This is a genomic window from Rhodobacter maritimus (genome assembly GCF_058747975.1).
Genome location: NZ_CM179095.1, coordinates 178434 through 193616 on the forward strand (window position 1 = coordinate 178434; position 15183 = coordinate 193616).

At 60.9% G+C, this 15183-nt stretch carries 13 protein-coding genes, 5 pseudogenes and 1 other annotated feature; of the genes and pseudogenes, 12 read left to right on the forward strand and 6 right to left on the reverse strand.

Annotation, left to right across the window (positions count from 1 at the left end; translation table 11 throughout):
- Positions 1-25: 25 nt before the first annotated feature.
- Both AC4PTO_RS00840 and AC4PTO_RS00845 read left to right on the forward strand, forming a co-directional pair.
- Positions 26-949: a DMT family transporter gene (locus tag AC4PTO_RS00840; protein ID WP_492730997.1), complete on the forward strand. Its 924-nt coding sequence runs from the start codon at positions 26-28 to the stop codon at positions 947-949.
- Entirely contained in the window at positions 946-2904 is a 1959-nt protein-coding gene (locus tag AC4PTO_RS00845; RefSeq protein WP_492730999.1) for an oxidoreductase, read from the forward strand. Before AC4PTO_RS00840 ends, AC4PTO_RS00845 begins: the two co-directional genes overlap by 4 nt.
- Before the next feature lie 9 nt (positions 2905-2913).
- Here the strand turns inward: AC4PTO_RS00845 and AC4PTO_RS00850 are convergent.
- Positions 2914-4532 (reverse strand): annotated as a pseudogene (locus AC4PTO_RS00850) (ISL3 family transposase).
- Positions 4533-4641: 109 nt separating this feature from the next.
- Here AC4PTO_RS00850 and AC4PTO_RS00855 point away from each other — a divergent pair.
- From AC4PTO_RS00855 to AC4PTO_RS00895, 9 genes and pseudogenes are all read left to right on the forward strand, one after another.
- A complete protein-coding gene (locus tag AC4PTO_RS00855; RefSeq protein ID WP_492731001.1) occupies positions 4642-5112 on the forward strand; it encodes a hypothetical protein in 471 nt (156 codons plus the stop codon).
- A 172-nt stretch (positions 5113-5284) separates the two neighbouring features.
- On the forward strand, positions 5285-5827 hold the full coding sequence (locus tag AC4PTO_RS00860; RefSeq protein ID WP_492731003.1) for an alcohol dehydrogenase catalytic domain-containing protein: 543 nt from the start codon (positions 5285-5287) through the stop codon (positions 5825-5827).
- Positions 5751-6056 carry a hypothetical protein gene (locus AC4PTO_RS00865; protein WP_492731005.1) on the forward strand — a complete coding sequence of 102 codons (306 nt, stop codon included), beginning with the start codon at positions 5751-5753 and terminating at the stop codon, positions 6054-6056. The genes AC4PTO_RS00860 and AC4PTO_RS00865 overlap by 77 nt, the downstream gene beginning before the upstream one ends.
- 162 nt (positions 6057-6218) lie before the next feature.
- On the forward strand, positions 6219-6512 hold the full coding sequence (locus AC4PTO_RS00870) for a ribbon-helix-helix domain-containing protein (protein ID WP_492731007.1): 294 nt from the start codon (positions 6219-6221) through the stop codon (positions 6510-6512).
- Positions 6513-6626: 114 nt separating this feature from the next.
- The gene (locus tag AC4PTO_RS00875; protein ID WP_492731009.1) at positions 6627-7022 is read left to right on the forward strand and encodes a VOC family protein; all 396 of its coding nucleotides are present in this window, start codon (positions 6627-6629) and stop codon (positions 7020-7022) included.
- 33 nt (positions 7023-7055) lie between these two features.
- Entirely contained in the window at positions 7056-7580 is a 525-nt protein-coding gene (locus AC4PTO_RS00880; RefSeq protein ID WP_492731011.1) for a Twin-arginine translocation pathway signal, read from the forward strand.
- A 10-nt stretch (positions 7581-7590) separates the two neighbouring features.
- Positions 7591-9162, forward strand: a complete 1572-nt coding sequence (locus AC4PTO_RS00885) for a GMC family oxidoreductase (RefSeq protein ID WP_492731013.1) — start codon at positions 7591-7593, stop codon at positions 9160-9162.
- Positions 9163-9483: 321 nt separating this feature from the next.
- A pseudogene (locus AC4PTO_RS00890) lies at positions 9484-9846 on the forward strand (alpha/beta hydrolase); the annotation flags it as partial.
- An 86-nt stretch (positions 9847-9932) separates the two neighbouring features.
- Positions 9933-9992 (forward strand): annotated as a pseudogene (locus AC4PTO_RS00895) (hypothetical protein); the annotation flags it as partial.
- A gap of 87 nt (positions 9993-10079) precedes the next feature.
- Here AC4PTO_RS00895 and AC4PTO_RS00900 read toward each other — a convergent pair.
- The 4 genes and pseudogenes from AC4PTO_RS00900 to AC4PTO_RS00915 form a co-directional block, all read right to left on the reverse strand.
- A pseudogene (locus AC4PTO_RS00900) lies at positions 10080-10232 on the reverse strand (IS21 family transposase); the annotation flags it as partial.
- A 304-nt stretch (positions 10233-10536) separates the two neighbouring features.
- The gene (locus AC4PTO_RS00905; protein ID WP_492731015.1) at positions 10537-11700 is read right to left on the reverse strand and encodes a mandelate racemase/muconate lactonizing enzyme family protein; all 1164 of its coding nucleotides are present in this window, start codon (positions 11698-11700) and stop codon (positions 10537-10539) included.
- A 12-nt stretch (positions 11701-11712) separates the two neighbouring features.
- Positions 11713-13008: a TRAP transporter large permease gene (locus AC4PTO_RS00910; RefSeq protein ID WP_492731017.1), complete on the reverse strand. Its 1296-nt coding sequence runs from the start codon at positions 13006-13008 to the stop codon at positions 11713-11715.
- Complete coding sequence (locus AC4PTO_RS00915; RefSeq protein ID WP_492731019.1) at positions 13008-13235, reverse strand: hypothetical protein; 228 nt, start codon at positions 13233-13235, stop codon at positions 13008-13010. The genes AC4PTO_RS00910 and AC4PTO_RS00915 overlap by 1 nt, the downstream gene beginning before the upstream one ends.
- A 101-nt stretch (positions 13236-13336) precedes the next feature.
- On the opposite strand from AC4PTO_RS00915, the pseudogene AC4PTO_RS00920 reads away from it, so the two are divergent.
- A pseudogene (locus AC4PTO_RS00920) lies at positions 13337-14385 on the forward strand (IS3 family transposase); the annotation flags it as partial.
- Positions 13438-13554 (forward strand) — a sequence feature (AL1L pseudoknot). It overlaps the preceding pseudogene by 117 nt.
- Before the next feature lie 51 nt (positions 14386-14436).
- Here AC4PTO_RS00920 and AC4PTO_RS00925 read toward each other — a convergent pair.
- A complete protein-coding gene (locus AC4PTO_RS00925) occupies positions 14437-15051 on the reverse strand; it encodes a LysR family transcriptional regulator (protein ID WP_492731020.1) in 615 nt (204 codons plus the stop codon).
- Positions 15052-15183: the final 132 nt, after the last annotated feature.

Here is a 15183-nt window from a genome sequence, read left to right on the forward strand (position 1 = left end):
CACAGTGAACTTTTCGGAGCATGATATGTCTGCTCGTTTAGGAGTATTGGAACCTGCCCACACCTGGCTCGGTATCTTGTGCATGCTTGCTGCGATGGCCGTTCTGCCGCTGATGGATGTCGCGGCCAAGAGCCTTGCCCTGCAAGGCATGCCGGTGTTGCAGATCGTATTCCTCCGCATGATCGGGGGTACGCTGATCAGCGCTCCCCTAGTTGTGTGCAATCATGGTGCCGCGGCGTTGCTCCCGCGCGACTGGCAGCTATCGTTCAAGCTAGGCGGGTGCATTCTGGGAGCCACGGCGTTGTTTTTTGCTGCGCTTGAATACCTGCCTATTGCGGAAACGCTCGCGATCTTCTTTGTGCAGCCGCTCGTCGTCACACTCCTGGCTGCTTTTGTGCTGCGCGAACGGGTCGGGTACAAACGCTGGCGCGCGCTTGGGATCGGCTTCGCTGCAACCCTTGTAATTATCCGCCCCGGAGTTGAAGCGTTCAGTCCAGCCAGTCTTCTTGCCCTGGGAGCGGGGACCTGCCTCGCCCTTTATGTTGTTCTCGTGCGACACAATGCGCCATCCTCACCTGCTCTGGTGACAACCTACCTGACGCATTTCACATCGACCCTTTTGGCTGCACCCGCAATGCTGATTCTCTGGCAGGCGCCCGCCGACGGACAAATGCTGACCGGGGCCACACTTGCCGTGATCGGCCTCGTTGGGCAGTTCCTGATCGTGAAGGCATATGAATATGGCGAGGCGTCACTATTGGCGCCGCTATCCTATACGGAAATGATCACCTCGACCCTCGCGGGGTGGTGGTTCTTCCGCGAGATGCCCGACCAGATAACCTTTTTTGGGGTCTCTGTCCTTATACTTTGCGCACTCTACGTCGCCCGCGCGGGTGCGCAGCAAAAACCCCGCCCTCCTGTCGCCGAACCCTTGAAGGAAGGACCATGAGCAGCTTTGCTTTCCCGCATCTTTTCAACCCGTTGAAGATCCGCGGCGCGACGTTGCCAAATCGGATCATGTCAACCGGGCACGACACGCTTTTACCCGAAGGGGGCCGGGTTTCTGATGCCTACATAGCTTATCAGGAGGCCCGTGCACGCGGAGGTGTCGGTCTTATCGTCGCTCAGGTCTCGGGTGTGCATGAAACAGCGCGTTACACCTCTCACCTTCTCATGGCGACATCAGACGACTGCATTTCGGGATATCAAAAACTCGCCGCGGCTTGCCATGCACATGGTGCGGTTGTCGTGTCGCAACTGTTCCATCCCGGGCGTGAGATCATGGAGGGCGCGAACGGCCTTCTAGCGGTGTCCTACTCGGCTTCGGCCACACCTAACGAGCGTTTCAAGATGATGCCTCGCGCGATGGAGCCGGAGATGATCGCAGAAATCGTTCAAGGCTATGCGATGGCCGCGCGGCGGATGAAGCAGGCTGGCCTGGACGGCGTGGAATTCGTCGGTTCGCACGGCTATCTGCCCGCGCAGTTTCTCAATCCGAGTCTGAACCGGCGCGAGGATGACTATGGCGGATCCCTGGAAAACCGGCTGCGCTTCTTGCGGGAGGCGCTTGGCGCAATGCGCGAAGCGACGGATGAGGATTTCATCATCGGAATGCGCCTGTCCGCGTCTGAGCGTGATGACGCCGGATTGACGATCGACGATACGCTTGAGGCCAGCCTCGCTCTACAAGATCAGCTGGACTACCTCTCGCTGACTGTCGGCACTTCGGCCAGCCTGGGAGGGGCAGTGCATATCACTGCGCCGATGAACTTTCCGGCCGCCTATGTCGCGTCCGAGATCGCGCAATTCAAGAAGGTGCTATCTATCCCTGTTTTCGCCACCGGGCGCATCAACCAGCCACAAGAAGCCGAAGCAATGCTGGCGCGGGGCGAGGCCGATGTGTGCGGCATGACGCGCGCATTGATCTGTGACCCACAGATGCCCCTGAAAGCCGCGGCTGGTCGTGTTGAAGATATCCGCGCCTGTATCGGCTGTAATCAGGCCTGCATCCATCACTTTCACAAGGGCTTGCCAATCAGCTGCATCCAGCACCCCGAAACCGGGCGCGAACTGCGCTTTGGCGATCACCCACGCGCCGCCAAAGCGCGAAAGATCATGGTGATCGGCGGTGGTCCCGCCGGCCTCAAGGCCGCGGCGACGGCAGCCGGGCGGGGCCATGAGGTCACGCTTTATGAAGCCTCGCCTCAACTTGGCGGGCAAGCCAATCTTGCACAACTGCTACCTCATCGCGCTGAATTCGGCGGCATTGTCACCAACCTTGCAGGCGAATGCGCGCGCGAAGGGGTGCGGATTATCAGGGGGCACCGGGTCGAGGCACAGCAGATCGAGACTGAAGCGCCGGATGTCGTCATCCTGGCCACAGGCGCCACACCGTATCTACCCCAGATCGAGACTGATGGCGAAATGCAGATCGTTAATGCTTGGCAGGTGCTGCGCCGCGAAGTGAAGCTCGGTGGACGTGTTGTCGTGATGGACTGGCGGGCAGACTGGATTGGTCCGGGTCTGGCCGAGTTGCTCGCGCGCGAAGGCAGCGCTGTGCGGCTGGCAGTCAATTCGCCCTTCGTCGGTGAGACGATCCCCTATTATGTGCGCGACACAATGGTGGCGGACTTGCATCGAAGCGGGGTAGAGATAATTCATTATGCCCGTCTTTACGGGACGCAAGGCAATACCGTCTTTCTACAACACACGGCCTCTCAAGAACCGATAATCCTTGAAGGCGTAGATACGCTTGTGCTCAGCCTCGGTCACCGTCCCCAAGACGAACTGCGCGCCGCAATCCGCGCATGCGGTATCGAGATGCACCAGATTGGTGATGCGATGACGCCGCGGACGGCCGAAGAGGCAGTTTACGAAGGAATGATCGCAGGTCGTAGCGTTTAGGGTTCTGCCTCAATCTGTGTGGCGCAGAGGAAGCATTCGGGCTCTGAGGAGTTCTGGTCCGGCGCGACCGTACATTGCGCGTTTGAGGGTCTTCAGGCGATTGATTTGGCCCTCAGCTTGACCGTTGCTCCACGGAAGTTCGATGGCATTGCGCACGGCCTCGATATCGCGGTGTAGCGTGCGGGCTAAGCGCATGATTGGTGGGATGCCAGTCTCAATGGCCAGGTCGATTCATGCGTCTAGCGGGGCGGACTGGTCGCCGCGCAAAATGCCCTGAAACCGCATGGCAAGGCTCCGCATCGTGGCAAAGCTTGGCGATCCGGCCTTCAATGCTTCTACCTTTTGGGCCTGGTCTGCGGTCAATTTACGTCGCGGCTTGATACAGAGCGCCGCTGCGACAACCGGCGAAATGGCGTGACAGGTTTGCGGGTCCCGCACAGGCGCGAGGGGCAGCGGCGTGTCGGTCGGGCCCGCCAGAGCGGTTTGTTCATCCCTTCTCCATCCGGCCAGCAGACGTTGCAAATGAGATAAGCTGCCCTCATAGCCATGGCGTTGAATTTCGATCAATAATTCCTGGCCGGACCGGATACCCTGTTTCCAGAGATCGGCCAGTACGCCCTCAAAATACCACGGCGACGTGGGCTTCAATTCAGCTCGGCGGCGGTCTGGTGGCGAGTCGGAGTTCAACCACTTCGCCACACTACGACGCGGGAAGCCGGTCCGCCGTCCAATTTCGCTACAAGACAGCCCTTGATCACGAAGCGCATCGATGTTTCGGAAAATTTCCTCACGTGATTTCCGATGGGCAAGACGCGATCGCAGCAGATGATTGGCCGTGCCGATGTTATCGGCATCTGACAATAGCGCCCGCCGGGTGGCGCTGCCATGCATATTCATCTGCTCTTCAATGGCCTGGCGCAGGTTCTGGACGAGATGGAAACGGTCTGCGACCTGCAGGGCTTGCGGTGCGCCCTGACGTGCGGCCTTTGCATATGCGCCACAACGATCCCGACTGATGACTTCAATCTCAGGGTGTTGCCGCAGCCAGCTCGACAGCTTTCAACGCTCCGGTCCGGAAGGATATCAATTACGGTCTGCCGCTCGAGATCGACGATGATGGTTCCGTAAGTCTGCGACTTGCGCCAGCTCCAATCGTCGATGCCAATGACCGTTGGCGGCGGGGCGGCGCTTTCCGCACGCTGCTTGAGGTGCCGCAGCACCGTGTCATCGCTGACACCGACGCCTAAACGGCGCAAGAGCCGCTCGGCAGGCCGTCCACCCGTGGCGTGCCCCAGATAACCGACAATGTCATCAGCACGCGAAGTTCGACGTGCAAATGGGCGCGCAATTGACGAGGTGTAGTCTGAAAACGTCCGCCGCGGGCACGTAGAAGCGGGATATCGCCATCTGCAGACCCAAAGTGCGATTGTTACCTTGTCGCCATGTGCGGGTAAATCCTGCAGTCGCCTTTGCCGCCACCCGTGACGACGCCGAGAATGCAAACCACAATCTGGGCAGATGCCTCTCGGTGCCAAAACGCCGGAGACAAGCCACCCGCCGGAATCACGCCGCTTAACGCCTTGAACCGAAACGGCGCTCCCGGGCGACCAGTGCTTTTTTGAAATCACGACTATCCCTCCTGAATGTTCCAAGCTCAGGATAGTTGCGCCACACAAATTGAGGCAGAACCCCTGACGTTCCTCCACGCCTTGATGGAGGAGACTGCGGCGCTTTGGTATGGGTTCGTTCCGGGCGACCATCTATGGAAAAGCCGTCTGGTGTTCGGTGCAGGAAAATCAGGATGGCTGTCGCTGCTGGACTACGCAACGCGCATCACTCGATGCGAGACACAACGGCATCGGAGATGTGCTGATCGAGCGGCGGATTAAGGAGACGCTCTGCTTCGAACTCTTGCGCAACCGGGCCGACAGCGACGAGCTGAACCTTGGAACCGGAGCGTGCTCCCCTGCGCCGCATTACGTGCGCGAAGCCGAGCGGCTGATCACCGAGCAGGCTGCCGTCGCGCCCAGCGCCGCCGACATTGCGGCCCAACTCGGGATCAGCGCATGCGGTCTGTCCGAAGGCTTTCGCCGGTTCACCTCGCACGCCTTCCTGACCGCCGGCGCCTCGATGATCTGCGCCACGCCCTACAGCAGGTGCGCCCGGGTGAAACGGTGGCGGCGACTGTTAGCGCGCGTGGCTACGTGAACATGGGGGCGATGACTCCCGCCTATCGCAAACGGGTTGGCGAAACTCTGGCGCGTTCCCTGCGAGCCCCACCGCGTGACTGACCTGCACAGGAAGCCGTCTACGGCTCGGCTCCCGCCGGATTAGGCTGCGCGCATCAACAAGCGACGAACGACCAAGGAGGAGGAAATCCATGAAATTGCTTGTTTATCAGGGACCCGGCCAGAAAGACTGGATCGAGAAGCCCATGCCTGAGATCCAGGAACAGACCGATGTGATCGTCCGGATCACCAAGACCACGATTTGCGGGACCGATCTGCATATCCTCAAGAGCGACGTGCCCGCCGTGACGCCGGGGCGCACGCTCGGCCATGAAGGCGTGGGCGTCGTCGAGGCGGTGGGCGCGGCGGTGCAGAACTTCAAGCCCGGCGACACGATCGCGATCATCGGCGCGGGGCCGGTGGGCATGTCGGTGCTGCTCACCGCGCAGTTCTATTGGCCCGGCCGGATCGTGATGATCGACATGGACCCGGCGCGGCGGGAGCTGGCCAAGAAATTCGGTGCGACCGATACGATCCAGGTCGGCACGGCCGATCCGGTGGCGCAGATTATGGAGATGACCGGCGGGCGCGGCGATGATCGCGATCGAGGCGGTGGGCGTGCCCGCGACCTTCGACATCTGCCAGAAGATCGTCTCGGCGGGCGGCAATATCGCCAACGTCGGCGTGCATGGTAAATCGGTCGAGCTGCATATCGAAGAGCTCTGGATCAAGAACATCAACATCTCGATGGGTCTGGTCAGCACCAACACTACGCCGATGCTGCTCAAGACGCTGGGCAACGCCAAGGTGAATCCGGGCCGCTTGGTCGCGCACCGCTTCGCGCTTGACGAAATCCTGACTGCCTATGAGGTGTTCGGCAATGCCGCGCGCGAAAAGGCGATGAAGGTGATCCTGAACGCCTGAGCCGGCCGCGCGCGCCGGTTCCTGAAGCCTCGCCGTCCGCGGCGGGGCTTTCGCATTCGGTGCTCGGCCGCGCCGAATGCGATGGTCGAAATGGACAGGAAGCCGAATTTCGGTTAGGAATAAGTCCTTGTCGTCCATGTCTTTCTGGGAGGAGAAAGCCACATGTGTCACGTCTTTGCAGCGCAAGATCCCGAGCGCTATTCCAGTTACACGCGCCGGTTGCGTCTCAACGGTCAAAGCACCAGTATCCGGCTCGAAAACGCGTTCTGGGACATTCTCGACCAGATTGCCGCGCGCGACGGGGTGTCCACGCCCACCTTCATCTCGATGCTGCATGCCGAGGTACTGGAGCTGCGTGGCGAGCCGACGAACTTCACCTCGCTCCTGCGCTGTGCCTGCCTGAAGTTCATGGATGCCTCGGCCGAGCGCGTGGAACTCTCACTCGCCGCCGAGTGACGACCGGACGCGCCGGGAAAAATCCCAACTGGTAGTATGGACCTACTACCCAGCATCTTGAGACGCGCTGCTAGGCTTGCCGTGTGAGAGACAATCGCACGACGGGAGCAAGCAGTGGCAAAAATCATCCATTCGATGATCCGCGTCCTCGACGAGGCGCGTTCGGTGGCCTTCTACAAGGCGGCCTTCGGACTTAACGTCGCGGACCGGCTCGATTTCCCGGATTTCACGCTCGTCTATCTGAGCAATCCGGACGCCAGCCATGAATTCGAGCTGACAATCAACAAGGGCCGGACCGAGCCCTACAACCTCGGCGACGGTTACGGCCACCTCGCGGTTCTGGTCGATGACATCGAGGCCGAACACAAACGTTTCGAAGCCGAGGGGCTTGCGCCGCGCAAGCTCGTGGAATTCGCGCCCGCCGGGGAGGTGGTGGCGCGGTTCTTCTTCGTGGCAGACCCCGACGGCTATCAGATCGAGGTGCTGGAGCGCGGCGGCCGCTTCAAATGACGTAATTCCAGGGAAAGTAAGGGAGGACAGACCATGGATACCAGGGAAGGCCCGAAGGGTTTGACTCGGCGCCAGCTCCTGTCGCGGGCAACCGCGGCAGGCGCTAGCTTCGTGATCGGCTCGGGCTTCATGGCGGCGCGCGATGCCGCCTGGGCGACGGAGTTGACCGCGCTCACATCGACGACCTTCGCGACGCTGGCGCAGATGGCGCGCGATATCTATCCGCACGACAGGATCGGCGATCAGTTCTATGTGCTGGCCGTGAAGGCCCATGACACCGCCGAGGCGGCACCTGCGATCGAGGCGGGCATCGCCGCGCTCGATGCGGCCGCGCGCGGGCGGGGCTTTGCCAATTACCTCGAGACCGGATGGGAGCGGGACCGCGTGGATATCCTGCGCGACATCGAGAAGGGCGACTTCTTCCAGATGATCCGCTCGAACCTTGTCACCGGGCTCTACAACCAGAAGGCGGTCTGGCCGGTCTTCGGCTATGAGGGCGAGTCCTATTCCAAGGGCGGCTATATCCACCGCGGTTTCGACGACATCGACTGGTTGTGAGGAGGACGACATGGTTGCGAAATTCGATCTGAGCGACGACAGCGTCGTCGTCATCATCGGCACGGGCTCGGGCGGCGGCGTGCTCGCCAATGAGCTCGCGCAAAAGGGCATCAAGGTGGTCGCGCTGGAGGCGGGGGGGCGCTATCTGCCCGACGATTACATCAACGACGAATGGGACAGCTTTGGCCAGCTCGCCTGGACCGATCCGCGCACGACCTCGGGCGACTGGCGCGTGGCGCGCGATTTCAAGAATCTGCCCGCCTGGATCGTCAAGGCGGTGGGCGGCACCTCCATTCACTGGGCGGGGGCGAGCCTGCGCTTTCAGGAGCATGAATGGAAGGCCGCGACCCATTACGGGCCGGTGGCGGGGGCGAACCTGCTCGACTGGCCGATCGACCCCGCCGAGATGGAACCCTATTACGAGAAGGCCGAGGCCAAGCTTGGCGTGACGCGCACCGGCGGCCGTCCAGGCCTGCCGGGCAACAACAACTTCAAGGTGTTCGAAAAGGGTGCGCTGGCACTGGGTTACACGGATGTCTCGACCGGCCACATGGCGATCAACGCGATCGATTACGATGACCGGATGTCGTGCCAGCAGACGGGTTTCTGCTTCCAGGGCTGCAAATGGGGTGCGAAATGGTCGGCGGCCTATACCGACATTCCGCGCGGCGAGGCGACCGGAAACCTCGAGGTGCGCGATCACTGCCACGTCGCCCGCATCCTGCATGACGACAAGGGGATGGCCTCGGGGGTCGAATATTTCGACAAGGAGGGCAGCCTGCAGATGCAGAAGGCCAAGATCGTCTGCCTGGCTGGCAATTCGATCGAGAGCCCGCGGCTGCTGCTGAACTCGGCCTCGGCGATGTTCCCCGACGGGCTTGCGAACTCGTCGGGTCAGGTTGGGCGCAATTACATGCGCCACACCACGGGCTCGGTCTATGGCGTCTTCGACAAGCCGGTGCGGATGTGGCGCGGCACGACAATGGCGGGGATCGTGCGCGACGAGGCGCGCCATGACCCCTCGCGCGGGTTTGTGGGCGGCTACGAGCTGGAGACGCTCAGCCTTGGTCTGCCATTCATGGCGGCCTTCCTTGATCCGGGCGGCTGGGGGCGCGAATTCACCACCGCGCTCGACAGCTATGAGAACATGGCCGGGATGTGGATCGTGGGCGAGGACATGCCGCAGGAAACCAACCGCATCACGTTGAGTGCCACGGTTAAGGACGCCCACGGGCTGCCGGTGGCGGATGTGCATTACGATGATCACCCCAATGACATCGCGATGCGCAACCATGCCTATGCCCGCGGCGCGGCGATCTATGAGGCGGTAGGCGCGACCCGGGTCCTGCCCACACCGCCCTATCCTTCGACGCATAACCTCGGCTCGAACCGGATGTCGGACAAGCCGCGCGACGGCGTGGTGAACCGCAACGGGCAGACGCATGACGTGCCGAACCTGTTCATCTCGGATGGCTCGCAATTCACGACCGGGGCAGCGGAGAACCCGACCCTAACCATCGTGGCGCTGGCAATCCGTCAGGCGGATTTCATCGCTGGCGAGCTCTTGAAGGGCAATATGTGATGCAAAACTGGCCCGGGTTTATAACCCGGGCCAGTTTCTAATGCTTCTGCCTAAACTTTGACAGGACTGCCACGGCAAAGCGCCGTTCTCGGCGAGATGTACAAGGGCTGGGTCGCGACGATGGGCGCGAACCCCGAGATGAGCCTCGAGGCGACGCGCGCGATGTTCGAGCACTGGGGCGATGTGACCGGTGAGCCTGGCGGGGTCGATTATATTGAGGTGGTGGCGAATGGCGTGCCCTGCCTCTTGGCCAAGCCCAAAGGCGGCTACGAGAGTCGGGCACTGCTTTGCACCCATGGCGGGGGCTACATGGTCGGGTCGATGTATTCGCATCGCAAGATGTTCGGCCATATCTCCAAGGCCGTGGGATGCCTCGCGCTGATAGTGGATTACAACCGTTCTCCGGAGCATCTGCATCCGCAGCAGGTTAACGATTGCACTGATGCCTATGCCTGGCTTCTCGATCAGGGCATTGAGCCCGAGCATATCGCCTTCACCGGCGACAGCGCGGGCGGGGCGCTGGCGATCACCACTGTGCTCTGCGCGCGCGACCGCGGTCTGCCGCTGCCGGTCGCCTCGATGCCGATCTCACCCTGGACAGACATGGAGATTACCGGCCAAACCGTCACCACGAACGAGGAGAAGGACCATTTCGTCAAGCGCGGGGTGATCGAGCACATGTCGGCCACTTTCCTCGGCGAGGGTGGCAACCGCAAGGATCCGCTGGCCACGCCGCTCTACGCCAATCTCTCGGGCTGCCGCCGTTCTATGTGCAGGTCGGTGGTGACGAGACGCTGCTCGACGATGCGCGCAATTTCGTGACGCGGGTTCAGGCTGCGGGGGGCGAGGTCAAGCTCGACATATATCCCGAGATGCAGCACGTCTTCCATTTCCTCGCTGGCACCGCCCCCGTGCCGCTCGCGCTCGTAGCTGAAGTCGGTCTTGTCCGTCCGCAGGGTTTTGCGCACAGTATTCCGCGACACGTGCAGTTCACGGACGATCTTCTTCACAGACCACTTCTGGACGTAGTAGGCCCGTCGGACCCGTGCAATCGTATCCACCCGCTTCATCCCTCCCTCCGCTCGATGCCTCGCAACGAACGGTTTGGCAGAATATCAGGGAGGTCAAAATTGCATTCCGATCCCCCGCCCTAAGGGGTCAAAATTGCATGCCAAAACACATCCCATAAACGGGCGAAGCGGCGGGTGTGTGCCTCCGGTCGGGCTACGCCCTCCCTCCGACACACACCCGCCGCGGCGTCTCATCCTGATTGACGCGGAATCCCATCCTGTTTGTCGCGCGGCAGGGGCGGATTCTACCTCAAACTGGAGGAAGATACGGGTCTCAGGTCAGGGCCCGAGACCCCGGCTGCATCTATTGGTCAACCAAGCTTCCATCAAGATGGGCACGCATGGTAACGCCACGGGTGATCGGCGGGCGGATCTGCTCAGCCTCTGGCAGTACCTCGACGCCCAACCCGGCAGCTTCCGGGCGGTGCAAAAATCCGTCCTCCACCCGCAGGTCTCCACTTACGACATTGCTGCCGAGAAGCGTCGGAGTACTCTGGAAGACAAAATTGTCGTAACCAGTGGGAAACTCCTGGATCGCGACGTTGCTGCGGGCAAAGCCGATGGCGGCGCAAGTCGCTGTTCCAATGGGAGAGATCGGATTATGCGGCGCAACCTGAACATCGTTGGCCTCCGCAATGGCAGCAATTTTGAGGGCCGCAGTGATCCCGCCGCAGACACAGACCGAAACCCGCGCATAGGACAGGGCCCTCCGCTCGATCGCCATCTTGAACTGGTAAATGTTATGATATCGCTCACCGGTGGCGATAGGGATGCGAACCTTCGAGGCGACTTCCGCCATTGCGTCAATATTCTCCGGCCGGATCGGGTCTTCCATCCAGCCCGGGGCAAAGGGTTCCAGTTCGCGCGCAAAGGCTATGGCCTCGGCCGGAGTCAACCGGCGGTGCATCTCCAGCATCAGATCGCAGTTAGGGCCTGCCGCGTCGCGCACACGGCGCACGGTTTCCAGCCCCTTGGCCAGAAGCCCCGCATGCCCCAGGAAATAAGAGTCGCCTTCGTCCTCGTCTAGGAAAGGATTCAGATGCCCGATGGCGGTAAAGCCCTCGGCAGCCTTTTGAGCGGCGAAATCTGCCACCTGATCAACGGTCTGGCCGTAGACATGGGCGTAGACCCGCAGCTTGTCCCGCACCGCACCGCCCAGCAGTTCATATAGCGGCACCCCGTAGAATTTGGCCTTGATGTCCCACAGCGCGATGTCGATGGCTGAGATCGCACCGCCGATGGCAGTGCCGTTGAAATGAGCGAAACGGTGCATCATTTGCCAATGATGCTCGATTCGGCGGGGGTCTTTTCCGACAATATAGTCACAGTATTTCCGCAGAGCGGCCTCTGAGGCTTCAAGATGCCCCCAAGCCCCGCTTTCGCCATATCCCGTAATACCGTTCGAAGTGCGAATCTCGGCATAGAGAAACTGTCCGACCCGGCGCGGGCGCGCGCTTTCGACTTTCATGCGTGGCTCTCCTTAGAAGTAGCCGAGTGAATACGGCAACAGAGTTGTGATCCCCGGGACCAAGATCAGCACACACAGGAAGGCGAGCGCGATCAGAACATAGGGCACGGAGACCCGGAACAGCAGGCCAATCGGAACATAGGCCACACGCTTGAGCGCATAGAGCACCATGCCTACTGGCGGCGTAAGCAACCCCAGAGTCAGGCTGATGGCCATGACCATCCCGAAGTGGACCATGTCTATCCCGATCTTCTGGGCCACCGGCATCAGGATCGGCGTCAGGATGATAATCGCCGGGGTCTGGGCCATGAAACAGCCGACGAGCAACCAAACCACCAGCAGCAAAAACATCACTATCGTCGGATCGGTCGAGAGAGTGGTCACGAATTCCGACAGGGCCTGCGGTAAGCCAAGGCGCAGCATGACGACTCCAAAGGCGGAAGTCATGGCGATGATGAACATCAGCGTCGCCGTGTCGATTGCAGTGCCTTTCAACTGCTCGACGAAGCCGCGCCAGTCTAATTCGCGATAGATGAACATAGTCAGGATCGTAGCGTAAAGCACCGCCACAGCGGCTGCTTCGGTAGGGGTGAAGACCCCACCGTAGATGCCGACTAGGATGATCCCGGGCGTTGCCATGGGCAAGGCAGCGCGCAAAAATTTTGATCCGAGCGCATTCAGTGGGGTCCATTCGCCGCGCTGCATCCCGAGCTTACGGGCGCGGATCGCTACATAGATCATAAACAGCGCCGCTAACAGAATGCCTGGCACGATCGCTGCCAGAAACAGCGTTGCCACCGATTGCTCAGCCTGCACGGCATATGCAATCAGCACGATGGATGGCGGCAGGACCGGCCCAAGCAGCGAAGACGCAGCGGTGACACCGGCCGAGAAGCCTTCGTCATACCCCTGTTCGCGCATGGCTTTCATCTCGATCGCTCCAAGTCCCACAACATCGGCGGTGGCCGAACCGGACATACCCGCGAAGACGAAGCTCGCTAGAACATTGGCATGTGCTAGTCCCCCACGCAGGCGAGAAAACAGCGCCGCGATGAAGTCGAACAGGCGCACGGTAACACCGCCACTGTTCATTAGCCGTCCGGCCAGAATGAAAAACGGCACCGCCAAAAGCAGAAAGTTGTCAATACGGTCGAGTGAGAAGCGAGAGATCATCTTCAGCGCCACGGGTTCGAACGGGCTGCCGAACAGCACACCACCGCCAATGATCGAGAACAACCCGGCCGCGACCGCGATCATCAAACCTGCTGCAATCAGCAGAACCATTCCTAGTGTAAGTACAACGGGCATCACGCATCCGATTCAAGATGAGGAGAGGGCGGCGCATAGACTTCGGGATCGCGCCAGGTCAGGAGAACGAGAATCCCCATCGACAGCATTGCGGCGGCCTGCACGACATAAAGCACCGCAACCGACAGCCATGGCATGGAAATGAAGGTCATGGCCTGCGATGCCTCGACCTGAAGAACGGCGCCGGCGGTCAGATAGAGGCACACGAACAGGACGATGATTTTCATCGCGCCGATATAAATGCGCCTGATGCCTTCGGGCAGAATGTTGATCCACAGATCGACAACGATATGCTCACCGCGAATATAGGAGGCGGGCAACGCAGCATAGGCGCGCAGGCATCCCGAGCGACATGGCTGAGAGGATGAAGGCGCTGGAGCGGGAGAACCGGGAACTGCGCCAGGCGAACGAGATCCTGCGCAAGGCGAGCGCATATTTTGCGATGGCGGAGCTCGACCGCCGGTCGAAGTGATGGTGGATTTCGTCGAAGCGCACAGGGATGCGCACGGGGTCGAGCCGATCTGCGCGGTGCTGCCGATCGCCCCTTCCACCTTTTATGATCACCTGGCGAAGCGGGCTGATCCGGCGCGGCTGTCGGACCGCGCCCGGCGGGACGCGGCGCTGCGGCCCGAGATTGAGCGCGTGTTCGAGGAGAACTGGCGTGTCTACGGCGTGCGCAAGGTCTGGCGTCAACTGGATCGGGAAGGCTTCGCGGTCGCCCGTTGCACGGTGGCCCGGCTTATGAAGGGGATGGGCATTCGAGGCATTATCCGCGGTAAGCCGCACAGAACGACGGTGCCGGACAAGAAGGCTCCGTGCCCGCTGGACAAGGTGAACCGGCAGTTCAGGGTTCCAGCGCCGAACTTGCTCTGGGTCAGCGATTTCACCTACGTCGCCACCAGGAAAGGGTTTGTCTATGTCGCATTCGTCATCGATGCCTATGCCCGAAAGATCGTCGGCTGGCGCGTCAGCACCTCTCCTCATGCCGGGTTCGTTCTCGACGCCCTCGAGCAGGCCGTCCATGAACGCCGCCCGGTCAAGGGCATGGGGCTGGTTCACCACAGTGACCGTGGTAGCCAATATCTGTCGATCAAATACACGGAACGTCTGGCAGAGGCGGGCATCGAACCTTCAGTTGGCAGCGTTGGCGACAGCTATGACAATGCGCTGGCCGAGACGATCAACGGTCTTTTCAAGGCCGAAGTCATCCATCGCCGCGGCCCATGGCGCAGCTTCGAGGCCGTCGAATATGCAATGCTGGAATGGGTCAACTGGTTCAACAACCGCCGTCTTCTCGAGCCCATCGGGAACATCCCGCCGGCCGAGGCTGAGGCCAACTTCTACGTGGCTCTGGAAACCAGAGACCTGGCCGCGTAACTAACCGAAATCAGCCTCCGGCAAACCCGGCGCGGTTCAGTGGGGGATAGCTCAGATCTCCTGACCTGGCGCCGCCTCGGACACGATGAAGGGCTCCAATATCAAATCCCGCCAGGTTAGCTCGGAGCGGGCGGTGAGGTGGTGATGATCCGGCAGTACCGCGAAGATACGCTCGGTCCACAATGGTGTGCGCTCGCAACCCGGCCAGTCTCTTGTTCCGGTTATGAAAGCGACATCGAGGCGGAATTGCCGGATGGCAGCGACATGCTCGCCCGGATTACCATCGATCAGTTCGACCCGAACCCTGCCATGTCGCTCGCCATAGGCGCGCAACAGTTCGCCCAGGAAGCCGGAAGCGATAGAGGAATAGATGCCGATCCGGACACGCCCGTTCTCGGATCGGCCGACCGAGGCAACATCATGCACGCCTTCGTCAATGGTTCTGATGGCCTTGCGCGCGCGGTCCAGAAAACGCTCTCCAGCATAGGTCAGCGATACGCCCCATGTATGTCGGTGAAAAAGGGAAGCGCCGATCTTATCTTCAAGGTCAACGATACAGCAGCTGATCGCTGCTTGCGACCGCCCGAGAGCCGCTCCCGCCTTTCGGAAGCTGCCGTGCTCAGCCGCAGCCACGAAATACCGAAGGTGGCGAAGCTCGATCGACATTTGCTTCGCCACCTCCCCCGTGTCTCGTGCCGATCGTCTCAGTGCGTCACGCCGCCGCCGCTGATTGTGGCTTGCGAGATTGACGCGGTGGAGCGTGCCGTCTTTGGCTATACTTGGCCTTTAGCTTGTAAA

Coding starts and splice junctions, on each gene's coding strand:
- AC4PTO_RS00840 (WP_492730997.1), top strand. CDS start 26: ATGTCTGCTCGTTTAGGAGTATTGGAACCTGCCCACACCTGGCTCGGT.
- AC4PTO_RS00845 (WP_492730999.1), top strand. CDS start 946: ATGAGCAGCTTTGCTTTCCCGCATCTTTTCAACCCGTTGAAGATCCGC.
- AC4PTO_RS00855 (WP_492731001.1), top strand. CDS start 4,642: ATGGGTTCGTTCCGGGCGACCATCTATGGAAAAGCCGTCTGGTGTTCG.
- AC4PTO_RS00860 (WP_492731003.1), top strand. CDS start 5,285: ATGAAATTGCTTGTTTATCAGGGACCCGGCCAGAAAGACTGGATCGAG.
- AC4PTO_RS00870 (WP_492731007.1), top strand. CDS start 6,219: ATGTGTCACGTCTTTGCAGCGCAAGATCCCGAGCGCTATTCCAGTTAC.
- AC4PTO_RS00880 (WP_492731011.1), top strand. CDS start 7,056: ATGGATACCAGGGAAGGCCCGAAGGGTTTGACTCGGCGCCAGCTCCTG.
- AC4PTO_RS00885 (WP_492731013.1), top strand. CDS start 7,591: ATGGTTGCGAAATTCGATCTGAGCGACGACAGCGTCGTCGTCATCATC.
- AC4PTO_RS00905 (WP_492731015.1), bottom strand. CDS start 11,700: ATGAAAGTCGAAAGCGCGCGCCCGCGCCGGGTCGGACAGTTTCTCTAT.
- AC4PTO_RS00910 (WP_492731017.1), bottom strand. CDS start 13,008: ATGCCCGTTGTACTTACACTAGGAATGGTTCTGCTGATTGCAGCAGGT.
- AC4PTO_RS00915 (WP_492731019.1), bottom strand. CDS start 13,235: ATGAAAATCATCGTCCTGTTCGTGTGCCTCTATCTGACCGCCGGCGCC.
- AC4PTO_RS00925 (WP_492731020.1), bottom strand. CDS start 15,051: ATGTCGATCGAGCTTCGCCACCTTCGGTATTTCGTGGCTGCGGCTGAG.